This is a genomic window from Ruegeria sp. CK2 (assembly GCF_056536585.1).
In genome coordinates this window covers 35,865-50,711 of record NZ_JBQFPW010000013.1, presented here as the reverse complement: position 1 = coordinate 50,711, position 14,847 = coordinate 35,865, and the positions used below count along the sequence as shown (strand labels likewise).

The 14,847-nt window shown below is 59.0% G+C and carries 15 protein-coding genes; 14 read left to right on the top strand and 1 reads right to left on the bottom strand.

The features are described 5' to 3' along the window. Nucleotides 1-106: 106 nt before the first annotated feature. The 14 genes from ACR0BU_RS18055 (at nucleotide 107) to ACR0BU_RS17990 (ending at nucleotide 13,946) form a co-directional block, all read left to right on the top strand. Nucleotides 107-898: a TcpQ domain-containing protein gene (locus ACR0BU_RS18055; RefSeq protein ID WP_480738352.1), complete on the top strand. Its 792-nt coding sequence runs from the start codon at nucleotides 107-109 to the stop codon at nucleotides 896-898. Then, a complete protein-coding gene (locus tag ACR0BU_RS18050; protein ID WP_298937234.1) occupies nucleotides 898-2,388 on the top strand; it encodes a secretion protein in 1,491 nt (496 codons plus the stop codon). Before ACR0BU_RS18055 ends, ACR0BU_RS18050 begins: the two co-directional genes overlap by 1 nt. After that, complete coding sequence (locus ACR0BU_RS18045) at nucleotides 2,388-3,587, top strand: hypothetical protein (protein WP_480738353.1); 1,200 nt, start codon at nucleotides 2,388-2,390, stop codon at nucleotides 3,585-3,587. The genes ACR0BU_RS18050 and ACR0BU_RS18045 overlap by 1 nt, the downstream gene beginning before the upstream one ends. Further along, complete coding sequence (locus ACR0BU_RS18040; RefSeq protein ID WP_480738354.1) at nucleotides 3,587-5,170, top strand: hypothetical protein; 1,584 nt, start codon at nucleotides 3,587-3,589, stop codon at nucleotides 5,168-5,170. The genes ACR0BU_RS18045 and ACR0BU_RS18040 overlap by 1 nt, the downstream gene beginning before the upstream one ends. A 93-nt stretch (nucleotides 5,171-5,263) precedes the next feature. After that, nucleotides 5,264-5,956, top strand: coding sequence for a hypothetical protein (locus tag ACR0BU_RS18035; RefSeq protein WP_480738355.1), 693 nt, complete (start codon nucleotides 5,264-5,266; stop codon nucleotides 5,954-5,956). Next, complete coding sequence (locus tag ACR0BU_RS18030) at nucleotides 5,956-6,543, top strand: hypothetical protein (protein ID WP_480738356.1); 588 nt, start codon at nucleotides 5,956-5,958, stop codon at nucleotides 6,541-6,543. Before ACR0BU_RS18035 ends, ACR0BU_RS18030 begins: the two co-directional genes overlap by 1 nt. Next, nucleotides 6,543-7,358 (top strand): hypothetical protein, encoded by an 816-nt coding sequence (locus tag ACR0BU_RS18025; RefSeq protein WP_480738357.1) that lies wholly within the window; start codon nucleotides 6,543-6,545, stop codon nucleotides 7,356-7,358. Before ACR0BU_RS18030 ends, ACR0BU_RS18025 begins: the two co-directional genes overlap by 1 nt. After that, nucleotides 7,355-9,007 (top strand): ATPase, T2SS/T4P/T4SS family, encoded by a 1,653-nt coding sequence (locus ACR0BU_RS18020; RefSeq protein WP_480738358.1) that lies wholly within the window; start codon nucleotides 7,355-7,357, stop codon nucleotides 9,005-9,007. The genes ACR0BU_RS18025 and ACR0BU_RS18020 overlap by 4 nt, the downstream gene beginning before the upstream one ends. Beyond that, nucleotides 9,004-10,050, top strand: coding sequence for a type II secretion system F family protein (locus ACR0BU_RS18015; RefSeq protein ID WP_480738359.1), 1,047 nt, complete (start codon nucleotides 9,004-9,006; stop codon nucleotides 10,048-10,050). The genes ACR0BU_RS18020 and ACR0BU_RS18015 overlap by 4 nt, the downstream gene beginning before the upstream one ends. A gap of 16 nt (nucleotides 10,051-10,066) precedes the next feature. Next, on the top strand, nucleotides 10,067-10,687 hold the full coding sequence (locus ACR0BU_RS18010) for a hypothetical protein (protein ID WP_480738360.1): 621 nt from the start codon (nucleotides 10,067-10,069) through the stop codon (nucleotides 10,685-10,687). A gap of 76 nt (nucleotides 10,688-10,763) precedes the next feature. Continuing rightward, nucleotides 10,764-11,870: a hypothetical protein gene (locus ACR0BU_RS18005; RefSeq protein ID WP_480738361.1), complete on the top strand. Its 1,107-nt coding sequence runs from the start codon at nucleotides 10,764-10,766 to the stop codon at nucleotides 11,868-11,870. 71 nt (nucleotides 11,871-11,941) lie between these two features. Further along, nucleotides 11,942-13,000, top strand: a complete 1,059-nt coding sequence (locus tag ACR0BU_RS18000) for a bactofilin family protein (protein WP_480755751.1) — start codon at nucleotides 11,942-11,944, stop codon at nucleotides 12,998-13,000. Further along, nucleotides 12,994-13,326 carry a hypothetical protein gene (locus ACR0BU_RS17995; RefSeq protein ID WP_480738363.1) on the top strand — a complete coding sequence of 111 codons (333 nt, stop codon included), beginning with the start codon at nucleotides 12,994-12,996 and terminating at the stop codon, nucleotides 13,324-13,326. Before ACR0BU_RS18000 ends, ACR0BU_RS17995 begins: the two co-directional genes overlap by 7 nt. Further along, nucleotides 13,326-13,946 (top strand): prepilin peptidase, encoded by a 621-nt coding sequence (locus ACR0BU_RS17990; RefSeq protein WP_480738365.1) that lies wholly within the window; start codon nucleotides 13,326-13,328, stop codon nucleotides 13,944-13,946. The genes ACR0BU_RS17995 and ACR0BU_RS17990 overlap by 1 nt, the downstream gene beginning before the upstream one ends. Nucleotides 13,947-14,505: 559 nt before the next feature. Here ACR0BU_RS17990 and ACR0BU_RS17985 read toward each other — a convergent pair. Continuing rightward, the gene (locus ACR0BU_RS17985; protein WP_480738366.1) at nucleotides 14,506-14,757 is read right to left on the bottom strand and encodes a hypothetical protein; all 252 of its coding nucleotides are present in this window, start codon (nucleotides 14,755-14,757) and stop codon (nucleotides 14,506-14,508) included. Nucleotides 14,758-14,847: the final 90 nt, after the last annotated feature.

The window sequence follows — 14,847 nt, the reverse complement described above, 5'->3', positions numbered from 1 at the left end:
GAGATAAGTACGGCTAAAACCCGATTTGCGCGGCGAAGTGATTTATTAAAATGGCTGATTTACGGAAAATGAGTCAATATTTAAGATATATTAGATTCTCGCGCTGATGTTTAAGCGACTCCGGTTCATTCCCCTAACTCTGCCCCTGGCGCTTGGTGCAAGTCAGGCTTTATCTGCCCCGCTGATTCAATGTCCGGACTGGCGGCAGTATGTCGTCGAGAAGCCGGGAGCGATGCTGCGGTCTTCTCCGCCAAAGCAATCGTTTGAGGTTGCTGTTGCCAACGGCAAAGCAGTCCAGGCGAAGGCAAAGCCCCTCAAGAGCCCCGCTCAAAACAAACGCACCGAGCCATTCCCTCTGCCGAAAGGCTTTTGGAGCAAGGTAAAACCAGACGCCAAACCTGCGACTGTCGGTAAGACCCCTCCGCCGGGCGCCCCGGACACCATCTCTTCGCAGTGTCGCTATGTTGTCGTGAAAGGCGACACACTTAGCAGGATTGCGGCCAAAAAACTCGGGACCGTAAGGCGCTGGAAAGAAATCGCGCAGGCAAACGGGCTGTCGGGCTCATCCCCTTTGCTCCCGGGACAAGTCCTCCAATTGCCATGTGCGACCGGTGGGAAGGGGCCAGTTCCGATTTCGCCCCTTCCCACTCCACTTCCCATATGGACGGCACGTCCCGGCGAATATGTAAGTGACGTGGTCGAACGCTGGGGCAAGACGGCCGGGTACAAGGTGACACAAGACGGGGTGGATGAGTGGCAGGTGATCGTTCCGATTGTCTTTCAGGGCAGTTTCAAGGATGCGCTGAAGGAACTCATCCGGGGCTTTGAAAGTAGCGGCCGTCCTTTGCCAATCAGCATTTACGCCAACAAGGTCGTCAGGATCGGGAGGCCCATTTGATGCGCACGTTTCCAACACTCATTGCGCTGTTCCTGGCCATCGGCCTTTCTACAGGCTGTGATGCCATCCGGGATGCGGATGGGCTGTCCAGTAGCACCATCAAGCGCACGGCAGATGAACGGGCGCGGCTGAGGGCCGCTCAGCGTGGTCAATTGCACGAAGTTAACCGGCCATTCTACGGAGAAGTGGTCCAGGTAGAACGCGGCTCGCAGAGTGGCAAGCCACTGCCAAAGAACCTGGAAGGCGCACGCAGCATCAAGATTACAACGGGCGGGTCCTCGGCGGACATTAAGACGCTGGCCAACCGGATTTCGCAGCAGGCGAATATGCCCGTGAACATCCGAACCGTTTACACCAGGCCGGATGGTGAGCCCATCAAGATCCCGATCGGCACGACCATGCGGGTGGATCATGAGGGGGCGCTGTCCAAGCTGCTCGACCAGATCGGTGCGCGGATGGATATTGCGTGGTCCTATGACGGCAAGGCCATCACCTTCGATCGGATGATCACAAAGCGCTACAAGCTGTCTCTGCCGACGGGAACGTCAGTCCTGACCAGCAATGTTGGCGGAGTGATAGGCAGTGGCGGAGCAGAGGGCAATCGCAGCGTCACCTTTAGTCGAGGCATTGAGGAACACGATGCCTGGGCGGACCTGAAAGAGCAGTTGACTGCCGTGACACCGCCACCGGCCCAGGTCACTTATGGGGAAACGATGGGTCGGGTATCAGTATTTGGACCACCTTCGGTGCAGGCGCGGGCGGCACAGGTGATCACGGATTTCCAGGAGGTGTATTCGACCCGGATCGGTATCGAGATTGCAGTGTATTTCATTGATACCAGCAAGAGCGATACATTCGCAGTTGGTCTTGAAGGCTCTGGCACGCACGGCGCAATTGCCGGGGCGATTGGTGCGATCACCGGCAATGGTATTGCCACGATCAAAAACGACTTTGGATCCATCAACTTCCAGTCGCTTGCAGAAAACAGTTCCGTAGTCGATTACCGCCTGGCTTCCACCATCGCCCAGTCCGGCACCATAGCACCGATCGCCCTGCCCAGGTCGCAAAACTATGTGAGCAAAACGACATCAACGCCCGATTCAAACGGGAATGTCTCTACCAGCGTTGAAACAGCGACGATCGATACAGGGATCTCGATCCATGCGTTGCCGAGGTTGGTTCAGAGCAACCGTATTCATCTGTCCCTGACGCTGATCCAGAACGACCTGACAGAGTTGGAGAGTTTTGAGTCCGGTGGCAGCACGGTGCAATTGCCGAAGGTGGATCAGCGGATGATCCTCAACGACAACGTACTGGCGCCAGGCGAGACATTGGTGTTTTCCGGCTACGAACAGGACAAGGCCACCCGCTCCAACACTGGTGTGGGCAGGGCGCGGTTCCTCGGGCTGGGCGGACGGACCAGGGGCGGGGTCGACAAGATCCGCATGGTTGTGTTGGTCCGCCCAGCGATTATTCCGGTGGCTGGCTGATGGTCCGGGTGGTGACATATCACGGTCAGGAGGCCATCGCCGGGCTGCGCTGGGAACGGAAGGGAAACCGCCCGTTATGGAAACCCGCTCCGATTGCCGCAACCTGGGCTGATCGGACGGCGCATCTGCCGGACGGAGAGGATCTGATCGGGACGGTCAGCCTGCTGTCCCTGCTGGCGGACAGTTTGCCGGACACCGCAGTGGACGACACAGTGTTGTTGATCTTCGCGGATGCTTCGCAGGATTTGCATTTCGCGGCCGTGATTGTCCGGGGCAAGCCCAAGCTGGCGGAAGAAATGCTGTTCGAGGACCGCGAAAGCTTTCTCGATTACGTGACCCGGGAATGTGACAGCGGTCGGATCAATCGGTTGGCCACAACTCAGGATCTCGTCGATGTGTTGGACACCGATCTCAAGGTTACTCTGTTCGAAGCCCCGACAAACTCCATGGACCCGGTTCGCATCGAAGGAAATCCACGAAAGGAACCGTCGCATCGTCTGTTAATCGCAGGCATTGCCGGTACTGGCGTCGCAGCTGCTGCGGTTTTTGGGAGTATGCTGTGGCTGAGTTCTTCGGAAGCAAATCAGGACGCGGTCCCGAAAGTTGCGGTCATTCTTGACCGAGCTGCCTTCGAACACGGCTGTCTCGAGGCGTTTGCCGAAGGCTGGCCGCGCGCGCCGGGCTGGGACATCGTGCGGGAAGGCTGTGCCACCCCTGAGATGAACGATCCGGCATTGTCCAGAAGTTCAACCGTGGGCGCTGTGGCCTATCGGGAATACAAGTTGCGGGACGGCTATAACGGCGAGATTGCCCGCCGCGCGGCCGAAGCGGTGCATGAGGGCACGGTCGTCGACTTGCATGTGGGGGACAATCGGCTCTTTGCAACCAAGGTAATCGAAGCCCCACTAATGGAAATGGAGTCGGGCGGTGAGGCGCTTTCGCCTGCGGAGCTGCGAGATGCGGCGGCCGAGGTGTTTTTGGGCAGCGCCCGTCTCAGGGTGACGCTGCCGGGTGGCGCAGAGACTCGCGTCCGTATCGAGATGCAGGGCAGTCTTGAAGACGCGCTGTCCACAGCCCACCGCCTGCCGATGACCGGGATCAACCGGCTTTCCCGCACGGGTGAAATCATCACCCTGGACCTGTCCCCTCTGACCCCGCGCTACATGCCGCGTTCATCCTTCGAGAAGGACCCGACCTGATGCGACACCTGTTTATTGCATCCGCACTATGCACGAGCCTGTGCCTCTGCCCGATGGCTGCAGCTGCGCAGAGCTGGGACCGTACACGGCTCAACGACGAGGTTCTGAACTCGGCGGCCAACTATACCAACGTGCTGCGTACATCCCATGCCGAGGTCCGCAGGTATATCAACTGGAGAGGCTGGCGACCCGGAATGAACGCCGAGCAGCAGGAAGCGCGCACCTCCGCGATCCTGACCTCTATCGATGCCAGCGAAACAATCAACGGAACACTTGTTCCAACGCTGACGCCAGCCACCCTCGAAAGCTACGGTGTGCGGTTCCGGTATTGTGATGGCAAACTGCTGAGCTATTTCGGAACGCCCGATTTCAAGCACAACCTGACAGGCGCGCAGATTGCAGAAGCGCCGGTGCTGCAGGCCGAACGGCGGGGCAAACGCTATGCCGGACGCCCTGTCGGCGTCGTGGAAGCGGGGTCGGATGGCATGGTCCTGGCCTTTTCGAACGGACGGCAGATGCGTATCCCCGACTGCCTGGTCAAAGGCGCTTATCCGACCAGCCTGGCCACTGGTACCGTGGCCTATCTCAGTTCGGCCCTGCAGAAGTACGGGGTGGCCCGGACAAGGCGCACACGGGAAAAGCAGAAGGTTGCCTGTCCGGTGGGAGAGGTTGGGCTTGGTCAGACCGAGCGCCGCTATCTGAGAACGGATTACAGTGCACAAGGGAACCAGATCGGCACTCCGTACTACGACGCGTCGGAAGGTGGTGATGGCAACTGGATGGTGACTGCGGACTTCTGCCGTGAACCGGGGACGGTTCGAAAGCGGGATGTACAACCCTGTGATGCGGTGATCAGGGGACCGAACCGGACCATGACGGTACCGGGCAAGGGCAGGGCGGTTTATGACTACTATATCACCGAAGCGCAGGATCCGACCGATTTCACGAAGGTCGTCTGGCTGCCCTCCGATGCGGAAGGAAACTACACCACAAACGTGACAGGCACGCTGTCGCAGCTGTCAAACTGCGACAACCTCGCGCCCACGGCCACGGTCACACCTGTGGTCAGCACAGCAATGGAAACTCAAACGCTCGGCTGTGCTGAACCCTGGACGCATGGTGACCGGGACTACCAGCGCAGTGTGATCAACACCACCTACACCTATTCGGGCATGAAGCCTGGCTGGGAAAATGGCCTGTCGGCCAGCAACGTGAACCTGGTGCGCCGGGGTGACTGGGCCCTGACGGACAACAGCTGCCGCAGATGGGTCTTTTCGTCCACAATGCAGCAAAAGAGCACGGATTGCAGTTGCCGCGGAAAGGTGACGCACCAGCGAGCAGTGACCACCAAGGGGTGGGACTGGCAGACCCGTGCCGACACGATCACCACCACCCATGGGGACTGGAACCGAGTGTCCGGCTCCTGCGAGCCGGCCTGGAAAGTCGAGCGTCAAGGCGGCAGCTGCAACAACAACTCACCCAACAGCGGCAATGATGGCGGACCCGAAGGCCGTGAAGACAATGATGGGGACGGCGTCAATGACGCGCAGGATGGGGATGATAACGATGCCAGCTGGTCGTGATGGCAGCATTGGTTACCATGTGAGTTTTTCCCTCGAACCCACTTGGCCCGAGCAATTTAACCACGGTCACTCACGTTATTTACGGAGGACAAAATGAAGATTTATAAACCCGCACTCACCGTGCTTCTGGCGTTGACACTCACAACTGGCGCGGCCATGGCGGAAAAGCGCAAGACTTACAAGCGCAACAAAATCTTTCAGAACGTGGCTGCAGAGCATGTACAGCCACTGCTCGCCGACACGGCCTGGGTGCTCCACTGGTGGAATGGAAAAAACAAGAAGGGCGGCGGTTATTTAAGCGTTGTCTGGTTCGCCACCAACGGGAACTTGCACGGTTGCATGGTCAGCCCCGGCAACGGCAATCCTTTTCCCATATGGTCCGCCAAATATACCGGTCGCACCATTGATCGCAGGGGCCGCAGCGTGCGCTACCCGCTTATGGAGCGGGTGAAAGAAGGCAAACGCGATTATAAGCTTCTGCGTTACAACGGCGCGACGGGCGATCTTAACAGCTTTTCCGAAAAGGATATCCGCTGGTTGGAATCTCACGGCGGCCACCTGCAGGCACGTATACCGGCGGTTACCTGGGAAATCTGCCCGGACTTTCCCACCGCCGAAGAACTCGGAGCCGAGGTCAATACTAAGCAAACATCGCGCTATTATAATGAGCTGCTGAAACAGGATTCCGGCGCACGAATCCTGCGACCCCAATTCGTCAATGAATGCGCACATCAGTGGTACGGCAAAAAGGCAGACAAAAACTGTCAAGTTGTGAGTCGAAACTGATGCGATCCACCCGTCTGCAATATTCCGTAGTAACCGCTGCACTGATCGGAGTTTGCCTAAGCCCGGGGCTGCGCGCCGAACAGGCAGGGCGGGGGGACGCCCTTTCCCGGCTAGTGGCACATTTCGGAAAGGTGGTGATTTTGCCGTCGACGCAGCGAGTGGTGTTTTATGTGCCTCAGAATGAGGTTTGGGGCCTGTCCAAAGACAACCGGATTGTCGAGCGTGGCGATGTCCACGCGCAGCCGGGCCCTGACTGGCGGCTGGAGCTGTTTTGGCGCAACGGTGTGCTGGATGTTCTCGACCCCTCAAACGCAAATGATCTTGAGTTCGTCGATGAGACCCCGCCAATCGTCCGGCAGCTGGAACAGATCGCCGGCAAGCGTCTCGCACGGGCCGTCGGGTCCCTGCAGGCAGGGACGCAATTGCTTGAAGGCGGAGTTGTTCTGAACGGTTCGGGCGAGGCGATCGGCGAATGGGAAGTCCGCACAACCGGTGTCGGGTTCTACCCGCCGGACGGGCTTCGCCGCGATCTTGATCCCGCCGAGATCATCGCGGCGCTATCCGACGCTCAGCCGGAGGTCAACTAATGCGAAATAGTCGTCTCAATGGCAGAATACCGGTTTTATCCCTTGTTATGAGCTTTCTGGCCGCCGGCGCCATGGCGCAGACACTTGGTGATCTGCCTGGAGCAAGAGCAGTACCATCCAATCCCGGTGAGGCAGGGTCGAACGGGCAGGGTCGGGATATCCTGAGCTGCCCGTTCGATGAACTACTGGCGGCGTATACATCATTCTACAGTGATGTTCAGCAGGTCACGGCCACGGCGCTCTACAATGAAGTGACGCGGATCTGCACCGAGCGGCAGGACCAGGTAAAGCGGATCCTGAGCAATGAGCGGGAACTGAGAACACTGCTGGAAGGTCTGATAGAACCGGTGGTCCGGGTCGGGTCGATCCAGGCCGCCGCGTGCCCGGAGCCTGAGCCCGTTTCGGAACCGGCACCTCCACCCGTTCCGGACCCGGTTGATCTGAAAGCGGCAAAGGCGGAGGAAATCGCCCGGGACGCGCTGTACTGTGCCGCCCCGTTCCAGGTGGCAGCCATTCTCGGTTCACCGTTCATGGGCCCAGGTCTGAATGCCGTCTTGCTGGACACGGCTTCGGGAAAAGAACTGACCGTGCGGGTGGGAGATGTATTGCCCGGCGGCGTGCGCATCGATGTCATCACCATGCAGGGTGTGACGGTTGAAGCAGGTGGTGAACGGGAGCAGCTGCCCAATCGCCCGTCCTCACCGGAGATATACGATGGCGGGGGTTTGATCGCAATCCCGGCAACGGTGCAGGAACTGTATGACCCGGAGATTTCCGCTACTCCGAACCCGTTGGAGGCAGGGTCAAACCAATGAATATTCTGAAGGATATTCTGGGCGCTCTCAAACCCTCCGCATTGGAATGGAAGGTATTGGCGAACGGCATTATCGACGTACCAGATGCCCGGTTCAAAGAAATTGCTGCCGTACATCAGGACGGGACTTGCTTTGTCGCGGAAGGGAGTTATGCGCACGATGACGTGTTTGTCGAAGGACTTCGGCGCTTGCATAAACAGGGGCATATCCCGCAAACGGGTGCCACTGAGCAGCGCAGTATGGCCGAGATTCGCGCGCTCTATCGTCCGGAGAGTGCCGCCAGGCGGGCCGCACAGTCGGAAATGTCCAAGGGGCGACAACGTTTGCGCGCCCTGATCGAGGCCGCGGCGGAAGCGCGGGCCTCGGATTTCGAGATCGTCGATCACGAGACGCATACCGATGCGCGGATCAAGATTGCAGGGCGTTGGTTCCAGCATGGCAAGCCGTGGACGTCGGAAGAGGGCCGGGGCGCTATCGCCTGCGCCTTTGATGCCCAGGATAAGGGGACGGGTGAATCCACCCTGACGGAGTACGGGTTCCAGGGGTTTTCGATCAACCCGAAGAATGACTTTCCGCTCCCGGCAGGCGTAGCGAAGTTGCGATGTTCGCGCGGGGCGCATGAAGGAGAAACGCGGCTTGCCTCTCACCTGGTGGGTCGGCTGTTTTACAATACAGGTGACGACACCAGCACGCTTAAGGATCTCGGCCTTGATTCAGAGGTGATGGGCAAGCTGGAAAAGGTGCGGACGGGTTTGCGGGGCGGGATCATCATTGGCGGTGAAACCGGTGACGGAAAAACAACCACCCTGATCAGGAACCTCGGGCAACTCTGTGACGAGCATGGCCACCTGAAAGTTGTGATGCTGGAAGACCCGGTTGAATACCGGCTCAAGCGTCCGAGCGTGGTCCAGATCCCACTGCAGTCTGCGGGCGACGAAGAAGAACGCACGCGCCAATACCGGGATGCGTTGCGTCATTTCGTGCGGAGTAACCCGGACGTGGGCGTGATTACGGAAATCCGGGATGGGGTTGGTGGCCGGGAAGCCTTGCAATTTATTCTGTCGGGGCACCAGCTTTATACAACACTGCACGTGGATTGCGCCCACCGGATTCTGTTCCGGTTGCCAACCATGGGTGTGCCGGCGGCAGAACTGGCTGAGCCCGGACTGATCCGGCTGCTGATCAAGCAGACATTGGTGCCGTTGCTCTGCGAGCACTGCAAGCGCCCGATGCGCGAGGTTTATCTGTCAGCGAAAGATCGGGCGATCGTTACCCCCCTGAAAGGTGACAAGGATGCGGTGTTCATGCGCAATCCGGCTGGCTGCGACGCCTGCCATCGGGATACGAGCGAGATCGGGCGTTTGGCCTGGTGGGGGTACCAGCGCGAGATCGCCGTTGGCGAAGTGATTGAACCGGATGTCGAGTATCTGCGATGCGTGCGGGTTCAGGATTCCATTGGAGCATTGAACCACTGGCTGAAGCCGCGCAGCGAAGGTGGCATGGGCGGCATCACGATTTCCCAGAAAATGACCGAGCTGGTTCTCGCAGGCCGTGTCGACCCGCGGGATGCGGTGCGCAAGCATGGCGACCTGTCAGAGCGTATGAGCGCGTTTCAGAAAGCGGAACTCAAATGGGGAGACGCCAAATGAGAGACAACCTGGTCCTGATCTGGCGGCGCGTGCATTTCCATGCACGGACCCGGGCGCGGACCTGGCGCCTGGTGGCGGACCTGGTGGAAGCGGGCCTGTTGCTGTCGGACGCACTGAACACGGCGGCGACCGTCGCACGTGAACAGGGCAGGGGGGTCGTGGGCGACATTCTTCTCGATATCCGGGAAGGGGTTCGCGATGACGAGTTTGAGGACCGGATCAGCCGCTATGCACCGAGCGACGAGCTCTTGCAGTTCCAGAATATGGCCCGTGCCAGTGCGGAGGCGGTGTTTCGGGCGGCTATGCGACAGGCGGAGCTACAGGACAAGGTGCATCGGGCCTTCCGCTCGGCGCTGGCGCAGCCGCTACTCGGATTTGTCCTGCTCGGGGCTGTGATCTACATGCTCGGCGGGTCGTTCTTTCCGACGATGGAGCAGATTTCACCGATGTCGAGCTGGCCGTTGGGGGGACAGCTGATCGCGCAGTTCAGCACCTGGTTCAGCGCCAATATCTGGATCGTGCTGATTGTCCTCGGGATGATGATCTTCGGGCTCCAGCTAACGATTGCCCGCTGGACAAGCGCTCCGCGGCAGCTCTTCGATCGGTTGCCGCCCTTCTCGTTCTACAAGATGCGAACGGGTGTGAGCTTCTTACTCACGATTACCGAACTCGGCCGCATGGGCGTAACGCTCAATTCTGCCCTGCTGGACCAGATGGCGGCCAACGCATCGCCCTATCTCAGATCCCGCATTACGGCAATCGCCCGGGAAGTCCAGGACTACGGCTGGGAAGAGGCTCTGCAGGCCACGGGCCATGATTTTCCCGGCCGGGATCTCAATGCGGTTCTGGGCGTGCTGACCCAGCAGGACAACTGGGTCGAAAAGTTCTCCGGCTTTCTCGATCGCTGGCTCGAAGATTTCGACACAACGATCAAGGAACGCACAGCCATTCTGAACGTGCTGCTGATGGCGGTAATCGCCGCAGCGGTTGGCGGCGGGGCGCTCAGTTTCATGTCCATCATGCAAACCCTTTCGGTTCATTAGCAGGAAGAAAACAGCCATGCTTACACGGACTTTTTTGCAACCAACTCACCCCGGGTTTCATTCCGGGACACGGGCAAGGGACACCACCCGTCCACAAGAGCGAGGCAACCGGCGCAGGATGCGCCATCCCCGCCGCAAGCGTCGGGGAAGCCTGATCGGGGGAATGCTCTACCTGCTAGTGATTACTGTCGTAATTATTGGTCTGTACGGACTGTACAACGGCATGATGAACATGCTCCGGTCCAACCAGCTGCAAAGCCAGTTGACGCGAGCGGTTGCCATTATCGAACGCTATCACAGCTATACCGGCATCTATGCGAATGAAAGCCTGCTTGGATTTCTCGATGGAGAGGGTTTTACCGACCAAGAATTTGCCGAGACAGCGGCGGGTGGTTTCAATTTCAGGTCGCCTTATGGCACCGACATCACCATCCAGGGCGACGAGCGGAATTTCATCGTAACGGTCAATGACCTGCCCGATTCAGCCTGCAAGAAAGCAGCGCTGGCGTTTCAAAGTTCGGGGTCCGGGCTGGACGGCCTCGTCATCGAGAACACACCCGTTGTGCTGCCAATGACGGAAATCGCGGTCAACGGGGCCTGCAACAACGGCACTAACGATGTGGCGCTGACCTTCTGAGACCCGGCCCATGTTTTTCGACCGCATATCGTCTTTCTGCTGCTTTCGGCTCACCGGCAGACCTGCGCCCCATCGAATGGCGCGAAAGACCCGTCGCGGGTCGCTGGTTGTGGGTGCGGCCCTGGGGTTGGTGATCGCAACACTTACGCTGGCGCTGTTTTGGCAGAGCGAAATGCGCAAAGCCCGTCACGACCGCAATCTGGCCCGGGCGCAGCAGGTCGCGGAGATCGCATCCTTCTTCGATCTCTACGTTCACAAACATGCCTGGTGGGGTGAGATTGACTTGGGGTATTCCCTACCCCCGAAACAACAAACGTCTTTTGAGGACTGGATGGACGGGGTTGTCTCACCGGACATCGCCGGGTTCGACATAACCTACATCATCCTGACTCTGAACGAACAATTCAGCTACTACCCGGATTTGTACGGGCTGCTTCTGCTCAGCGCAAACGAAGATCCGGCTTATGCGGATCTGGATGGGCTGCTCGATGCGCTGGAAGCCATCGGGCTGAACTCGGGAAAAAAAGAGGGCGATCTTCAGGATCGCCTGCTGTCGGCTGAGAATAGGGTCGAACAGATACTGGGGCGATCGCTGGGGACAGATGAGGCCGCCATTCTCACGGCGTCACTGTCCGGGGTGCCGGAAGATTATCTGCTCCGGGAAACCCGGGCCGGCCACGCGCTGCCGGAACTCGGCAACGAGAAGGGGGTGTTTGACCTGGCTGGCAACGCCATCATCGGGGTCAACCAGGTTAGCGCGGAGAACGCCACTGCGGGCAACGTGACCGGGATTGTCGAAGGCAACAATCACACCGGGTTGCTGACTGAAGTGACTGGTACACTGGACGTGGATGAGAGTGTGACGACCTTTTCTCTGCAGGTCACCAATGCTCTTGGCCTGGGCGGGATCAATGTAACGCAAGCCCAGGCCGGGCAGACCACAGTCTTACATAACGTGGCCGCCGGGACGATAGCAGCCATGGCGGGACCGCTTGAAGCGGCGGATATGTTTGGGGAGACGGTGACAACGAAAAGCGATGTCACCGGGATCGATGCCGTTCTGGCCAGCGATGTCCTGGCCAAGGGCGGGATTTCGACAGGCACAGCCGATCTCACGACCCTGACCGCTGTGCAGGCAAACGTACAAAAACTGACGGTGAGCGGATCATGCGACGGATGCTGAGTATCATCGAAAAACAGGGACTGCGCAGGCCGCGCCAGACTCGGCGGGGATTTAGTCTGATCGAGGCCATAATGGTTCTGCTCATTCTTATTCCTGTTCTGAACCTCGGAATAAGATTTGGGACGCAACATGTCCGTAACATCGCTGGTCTGAATGAGGCGCGGCTGTTGACGCAGGTGGTGGATGCCGGTGCAACACTGGCCCTGCGGGATCTCAACGGGACGATCAACTCCCAAATCGGTGTGGGCAATGCGCAGGTTCTGGACCTGGCGGACCTGGAAGCGACGGGCCTCTGGACTTCAGGCAGCAACCAGCTGACGGCTCTCGGGCGGGAGGTGTCGCTGATCCTGCACGCCCGTGGTTCGGAGGAACTGATCATACTGGCCCGGGCCTCAGCGCTGACGGGAGAAGAAAACCCGCGCTATGTCCCCCGGGGTGGGGAGGGCGTGGGCCTCGTCGGTTTTGTCCCTCCGGATGCGGATGATCGTCTGCGCGGGCCGGGACTAGATTACGATTTATCAGCGGTTCAGGCCCTGATGGGCGCACCGCAGAGCCGGGATGCGCTTGCCATCCGGGTGCTTCGGATGGATCGGGATGTTTTGCCCTTCCTGCATCGTACTGCACAGCCGGGCTTTCCCGAGCTGAACGAGATGCAAACGGATCTGCTCATGAACGGGTTTGATCTTGTCGGTGCGGGGGAACTGCAAGCGAATGAAGTCACGGTTGCGGGAACTCTTCAGGCGGACACGATTACCGGAACATTGATGGTGGACGGGGATGTTGAGGCGGCGGGAGATCTGACCGTGGGCGGGGAGGTGACCGCCAACGAAGCAACAATCAGCGGTGCGACCACCGCCAGCACGTTGACCGTAACGGACCAGGCCACGATCGGAACATTGAAGGTGGAGGCCCTGACTGCGAACGACTCGGTTTCCGTGGCACGGGACCTTGTGGCGGAGGGCACCGCAACCCTGGATGCGTTGGCGGTGACCGATCTGTCAGCGCAGGGGATTGAGGCAAAATCTCTGACGACCGGCACGCTTGCGGCAGACAACGTGTTTAGCTCCGCAGTCACGGCAAACACCGGTCAGATTCAAACTCTTAAAACAGGGACGTGCTCGGGATGCTGACAACCAGAACAGGACTGTATCGGCTGTCGACAGCGGCGTTGCTGATCGCAATCACCGGGGCCACCGTCGCATTGGCGCAAGATATCCAGCAGCCGGACCCGGACGACCCTGGCCTGCGGCCGATGATTGCCCTCCGGCAGGCGTTGCGAGCGGATGTGCAGGCACTGCAACGCATCGCGGAGTACCAGGAGGGTCTTCTGGATCTGGCAGAGAAAGATCCCGAGGACGCGCTTGATGCACGCCAGTCGTGGCAGGACTGCATGGAAGAGATCAACGCCGCCACTCTCTGCGCCGCTCTGACCAGCAGTTACAAGAGGGCGGAATAGTGATCCTGCATGTAACCCTTCTGAGCATTTTTCTTCTGCTGCTGATTGCAGAGGATATCCGGGCCTTTGAGATCAACTATGCAGCGTTGGCGGTGGTGGCACTGGCCGGGGTTTGCCTCAACCTCTACCTGGGGCTTCCGATCGAGGACATGCTGGCGGGCGGTCTTGTTTGGGGATTGGCGGGTCTTCTGACCCGTTGGATACTGGGTCGTCATGTACTGGGTCAGGGGGACCTGTGGCTGTTGCCCGTGATCGGCGCGCTGGCGGGGCTATGCGATAGTGTGACTGCCATCGTGGTGTTGGCCCTGCTCTGTGTCGTAACGATGCAGAGCTACCGGATGGCCCGTGCCCGCCCGAACGGCCGCCGCAGCTTCAGCCTGTTTCCTGCGGCGCTGCCTGGGGCGCTGACCATCTTCGGCGTTCTTGCAGCCCGCATTGCCAACATCGACATCAGTTTCAACACAACCGTGTTCCGGAACCCTGCCTGGTCGGAGATCAATACGTTTCTGCGAGCAGAGGCAATCCAATGGGGAGGGGTTGTCACTGCGCTGGCCGCGATGTTCGCCCTGATCTGGATGGTTTTTGATCGCCACTCACTGCACAGGGGGTGTTCGCGATGAAACTAGCAACACCCGCACCTGATACGGACGCCCTGGTCCAGATCATGATCGGATCCACGCGCGGATGTCCTACGGTAACCGGTCCGAATACCTACAGTCGCCGCTTTCGATATCGGCGTGGTAGATTCGAACACCTGACAGTTAGTCCTGAGCGCAAATCAGAAAACTATCGTGATCGGGACGTTCTCAAGTCTGCACATCAATGCCTTGAAGAATACCTCAACCAATACCCCGAGATCAGGTCTCTTTTCCGCGAGGTGCAAGATGACTGATCCGATGTCATCGAAACGTCTTTGGCAATCAGTTGTGATGATAGCCATTCGGGATCTCTGCAATGACCATCCCCGCAAGCACCGCCATCGCCAGGGTGCCGAAAACTGGGTCGGGACATACCCGACCGCCGATTTTCGTGAGGTCTGTCATCTCGCAGGGATAGAAGCATGCTGCTTGCATACTGCTCTGTTCCGTCTGTGCCAGCTTGCACCGGCACATCGCAGGGAAGTGCTCGATACTTCTACCCCATTACCCCGCACCAAGAGGGTGGCATGATGATGGCGTGTCAGTTTGATTTCTGCCGCCAGAAGGGCGGGTTGAACAGCACTTCGCGGAAGAGCAGCTTGCGCGGAATGCGCATCGGCCAGACCTGCCGCCACAGGATCCGGAAATACTGCGGATCATATGCCGCGTATTCGCGCAACTTGATCACGCCGGCCGCAAAGAAGACGGGGGGAACCACAAGTGCGGCGATGACCATGTCAAAGGAGAACAGGGTCACCGCGAGCATCGCCATTGAGACGATCAGGGCAATCATCGGCTCCCGTTCCACATCAAAAAGGGTCTTGTGTACTGGGCGGGATCTCATCTCGATCTTCGGTCTCACAGGGATGGCCTCAATGTGGTC

Bases quoted from the DNA above. Each gene is read 5' to 3' on its own strand.
- ACR0BU_RS18055 (WP_480738352.1), top strand. From the start codon at position 107: ATGTTTAAGCGACTCCGGTTCATTCCCCTAACTCTGCCCCTGGCGCTT.
- ACR0BU_RS18050 (WP_298937234.1), top strand. From the start codon at position 898: ATGCGCACGTTTCCAACACTCATTGCGCTGTTCCTGGCCATCGGCCTT.
- ACR0BU_RS18045 (WP_480738353.1), top strand. From the start codon at position 2,388: ATGGTCCGGGTGGTGACATATCACGGTCAGGAGGCCATCGCCGGGCTG.
- ACR0BU_RS18040 (WP_480738354.1), top strand. From the start codon at position 3,587: ATGCGACACCTGTTTATTGCATCCGCACTATGCACGAGCCTGTGCCTC.
- ACR0BU_RS18035 (WP_480738355.1), top strand. From the start codon at position 5,264: ATGAAGATTTATAAACCCGCACTCACCGTGCTTCTGGCGTTGACACTC.
- ACR0BU_RS18030 (WP_480738356.1), top strand. From the start codon at position 5,956: ATGCGATCCACCCGTCTGCAATATTCCGTAGTAACCGCTGCACTGATC.
- ACR0BU_RS18025 (WP_480738357.1), top strand. From the start codon at position 6,543: ATGCGAAATAGTCGTCTCAATGGCAGAATACCGGTTTTATCCCTTGTT.
- ACR0BU_RS18020 (WP_480738358.1), top strand. From the start codon at position 7,355: ATGAATATTCTGAAGGATATTCTGGGCGCTCTCAAACCCTCCGCATTG.
- ACR0BU_RS18015 (WP_480738359.1), top strand. From the start codon at position 9,004: ATGAGAGACAACCTGGTCCTGATCTGGCGGCGCGTGCATTTCCATGCA.
- ACR0BU_RS18010 (WP_480738360.1), top strand. From the start codon at position 10,067: ATGCTTACACGGACTTTTTTGCAACCAACTCACCCCGGGTTTCATTCC.
- ACR0BU_RS18005 (WP_480738361.1), top strand. From the start codon at position 10,764: ATGGCGCGAAAGACCCGTCGCGGGTCGCTGGTTGTGGGTGCGGCCCTG.
- ACR0BU_RS18000 (WP_480755751.1), top strand. From the start codon at position 11,942: ATGGTTCTGCTCATTCTTATTCCTGTTCTGAACCTCGGAATAAGATTT.
- ACR0BU_RS17995 (WP_480738363.1), top strand. From the start codon at position 12,994: ATGCTGACAACCAGAACAGGACTGTATCGGCTGTCGACAGCGGCGTTG.
- ACR0BU_RS17985 (WP_480738366.1), bottom strand. From the start codon at position 14,757: ATGATTGCCCTGATCGTCTCAATGGCGATGCTCGCGGTGACCCTGTTC.